Source organism: Vibrio sp. Y176 (genome assembly GCF_033438945.1).
Genome location: NZ_JAWOQS010000227.1, coordinates 1 through 890 on the forward strand (window position 1 = coordinate 1; position 890 = coordinate 890).

At 46.5% G+C, this 890-nt stretch carries 1 protein-coding gene; it reads right to left on the bottom strand.

Features of this window, described 5'->3' with window-relative positions:
* Positions 1 to 710 (bottom strand): FAD-binding protein (locus R7O13_RS25240; protein ID WP_318304991.1); only part of this gene is annotated, 710 nt, incomplete at its 3' end.
* Positions 711 to 890: the final 180 nt, after the last annotated feature.

Sequence of the window (890 nt, forward strand, 5' to 3'; positions counted from 1 at the left end):
TGTGAAGGAATGTCAGACGTTACGTCACGAACTCGATCATCATATTCTTTGTCTGATGCCATGCGCTCATCGTGAACGATCTTGCTTTCGTCGAAATTACCTTCTTGCAGATTGTGAAGAATTTCTTCCGGCGTCTCACCCAAGCCATCAATACCAAGATGGTTAACCAGATGGAGGTTGCCCTGCTTATCGACCTGCGCGTAGATGGCAAGCTCAGTATACGCCGGACCGCGTTTCACTAACGCACCGCCTGAGTTATTGGCAATGCCACCGACAACTGTCGCACCTAGCGATGAAGATCCAATAATAGAATGCGGCGCGCGGTTAACGGCTCTGAGTTCTTTTTCTAGTGAATGTAGACTTGCACCGGGTAAGCACACCGCCTGTTTGCCACCATCCAGCAGGTGAATTTTTTTGATTTTGGTAATGTTGATCACCACGACATCGCGGTCATAGTCGTTACCACTTGGTGCAGAGCCTTCTGTGAGACCTGTTTTCGCAGCCTGCATGATGATGATGCAGTTCGCCTCGACACACTGTTTAATGATCTTCCATTGCTCTAACAAAGTGTTAGGAAACACGACGGCAAGCGCTGTACCACTACCAGAGCGAAAACCTGAGCGGTAGTATTTGGTTTTAACCTGATCGGTCAGGACATTCTCTTCCCCGACTATCGTTTTAAATTCTTCTATCAGCTGCTTTTGTTTCATATCCGTATCTCTAGTTATTTTGCATCACTCACATCCAACCAGACACGGTGTGGATTTGAGTTTGGCTCACTATAAGCAGTCAATTTCCCTGCGTCCATCAAGGTCAAGCGTACAAACCTTAACCAGCACTCACATAGCGCAATTAATCTGTTGTTTTTCTGTAACTTAGCGTTCACAAAC